2 protein-coding genes and 1 pseudogene are annotated in these 2709 nt (G+C 55.7%); 1 reads left to right on the forward strand and 2 read right to left on the reverse strand.

What is annotated here, in order from left to right; translation table 11 throughout:
• A pseudogene (locus tag M0974_RS02930) lies at nt 1-395 on the reverse strand (tail-specific protease); the annotation flags it as partial.
• A 106-nt stretch (nt 396-501) separates the two neighbouring features.
• Between M0974_RS02930 and M0974_RS02935 the strand changes: the two are divergent.
• The gene (locus M0974_RS02935) at nt 502-1464 is read left to right on the forward strand and encodes a zinc-binding dehydrogenase (RefSeq protein WP_297832537.1); all 963 of its coding nucleotides are present in this window, start codon (nt 502-504) and stop codon (nt 1462-1464) included.
• Between the two features lie 230 nt (nt 1465-1694).
• On the opposite strand, the gene M0974_RS02940 is transcribed toward M0974_RS02935, so the two are convergent.
• A partial coding sequence (locus tag M0974_RS02940) for an autotransporter outer membrane beta-barrel domain-containing protein (protein ID WP_297832540.1) occupies nt 1695-2709 on the reverse strand: 1015 nt, incomplete at its 5' end.

The raw sequence follows: 2709 nt of genomic DNA on the forward strand, positions 1-2709 counted from the left end.
CGGTCCAGGTAGCGCTTGTAGATGGTGAAACCGGCGTTCAGGTCGCCGCTTTTGAGGAAGTCGTCGAATTGCGTCTTCCACTTGTCGAACTCAGCGATATCGCTGGCCAAAAAGTAGCTGCGAGACGGATCGAGCAGCTTCAGGTAGCTGTCGTAAATAATGACCGAACGTTTGTCGTCCAGCGGTGGCTTGCTGTAGTGATGCCTTTTGAGCAGCTCTACGATGTTCAGGCTCGCAATGACCTCTTCACGGTCAGGCTGAAGGTTATCCCAGCTGTTGGCTGCAAATACAGAGGCGGACATAGGCAGCACACTGAGGCCAATTAGGAAGGCGAGTGCGGTGCTAGGGAGATATTGCTTCATGCTGATTCGACGCGGGGGCAATTGATAACGCATATTAGGCCGTCTTTTAGATCGCCGGTTCCGTCGGATCCGGTCGCATAATGCAAAAAGCCCGTGCGTCTATAGCACCGGCTCAGTCCAGAGTCACTATGGAGGCACCGTGAAAGCATTGCAAGGCGTTGAAGGGCAGGTGGAATGGTTGGAGCAACCCGACTTGACGTGTGACGTGGGTCAAGTACGGATTCGTATCGCTGCGGCGGGACTCAATCGCGCCGATTTATTGCAGCGCGCTGGGCTCTATCCGCCACCGCCGGGCGCCAGTCTGGTGCTTGGGATGGAGTGTTCCGGGGTTATCAGCGAGGTCGGCGCGGGCTCGTCCTGGCAGGTCGGCGACCGTGTCTGCGCGCTGTTGGCGGGCGGTGGCATGGCTGAAGAGGTGGTCGTCGATGGCCGCCATGTGTTGCCAGTTCCCGACGGAATGTCATTGCCGGAAGCCGCCGGTATCCCTGAAGTTTACGCAACCGCGTGGTTAAACCTGTTCCAGTTAGCCGCGTTGAAGCCCGGCGAAAAAGTCTTGCTGCACGCCGGAGCAAGTGGAGTTGGTTCAGCCGGCATTCAGCTGTGCAAAGCCTTCGGCAACCCAGTCTGGGTTAGCGTCGGTTCCGCCGAGCGGTTGGCCTATTGCGAAGCATTGGGGGCGCAGGGCGGGGTAGTGCGCAGCGACAATCTTGAAAGCCTGAAGGACCTTGGACCATTCAACGTGATCCTTGACCCGGTAGGCGGCAATTATGCTGCGCTGAACCTGAAAATTCTCGGCGTTGACGGTCGCTTGGTCTTGATCGGGTTGATGGGCGGGCGTGAGGCCCAGCTGGATTTGGCGCAAGTGTTAGGCAAGCGCATCCATATATTGGGTTCGACTTTGCGCAGCCGCGATGACCAGTTCAAGGCCGATCTGCTCAGTGATCTGGGTCAGCATGTATGGCCGCTGTTTACCGAAGGTCGTCTCAAGCCACAATTGGCCCGTTCGTTCCTTGTGAAAGACGCCGAAGCGGCCTTCGCGGAACTGGCGACCAATCAGGTGTCGGGCAAAGTAGTGTTGGTGATCGACGAGAGTTTGGTCTGATAAGCAGCGTTCTGCAGGAGCCAGTTTGTTGGTGATGCAGAAAGGCTTCCCGAATAAATTCGGTCCCACAGGTTGATTGCGGATTAATTGTGGGACCGAATTCATTCGGGAATGAAGCGGCGCGGTGTTTCAGACAAACCGCGCTACCTGCTATATCGCCAACAACTGGGTATCTACAGAGTCCTTGAGCGATCAGAAGACTCGGGTGGAGGTTGCTTGCAAGCGCTTACTTACCAGGAATAACGCAGTCCCAGATTGACGCCCCACGGTTGTTCAATGTGTTCGCCATTGCTGTACTCAACATCGCTATGCACTTGCCATTTGTCCGTGAGCTGCGCAGCAATACCCGCACCAATTTCGCCACGGCTCCCCGACAGATCATTTCTGAACGTGGTCGAGTTGACCTGTACTTTGTTGTTGTTGGCAAACTCATGCGCCATCGCTACTTTCACATATGGCTGTACGAAACCGCCTTTTTCCAGTGGGAAATTACGTCCCACAGTGGTGCCGACTTTGCCCAGAAACGAATCGGCCTTGTTGCTGCTAGCGTTCATCCCGTTGTCCAGCGAATAGCTTTGACCATCGACCCACAGGGCCGAAAATTGGGTGAAGGGTTCGACGAACCAATCGTTTGCCAGCTTGATATGTTTCCCCGCCTCGATAGAACCACCGATGCCGTTGTTGTTGTAATTACCGCCGGACTGGGTGCCGTCACTCATCAGGACGTCGGAGGAGTTCTTGAAATGGTTCGCCTTGATGATGGCGTCGATGTAATAGCCTTCGTTCGACAGCCATGTGCTGTAAGCCCCGATGTAGGTACTTTTAACCGTGCCATTGGTACCTGATGCAATGTCCAGATCGGACTTGCTGTAACCACCCATCACACCTAGCAGCCACTGCCCATTGGTGGTTGGCATCGCACCGTCGGCACCGAACGAAATACCCTGTTGGTTCTGCGAGTAAGAACTGCCACCGCCAGCAGAGGTGTTGTATTTGTTGCCATAGGCGCGCATCCAGCCACCGCCTGCGGATTGGCCGTAGCGTAATTCGCCCATGCGGCTACGCAATGTCGAGAGTTCGCCATACCAGACAGTTGGTGCGGCGCTGAACAAATCGATCACCGACTCGGTGCCTGGGGTTACGACCGGATCGCCGTTATCGTCAACTTTTTGCACCAGGAACCAGTCAGTTCCGCGCTGTTCCAGACTATAGGCGAAGGTGCCCAGATCCACTTGGCCGCCGACC

It is taken from the genome of Pseudomonas sp. (assembly GCF_026224925.1).
In the GTDB taxonomy this organism is placed as follows: domain Bacteria; phylum Pseudomonadota; class Gammaproteobacteria; order Pseudomonadales; family Pseudomonadaceae; genus Aquipseudomonas.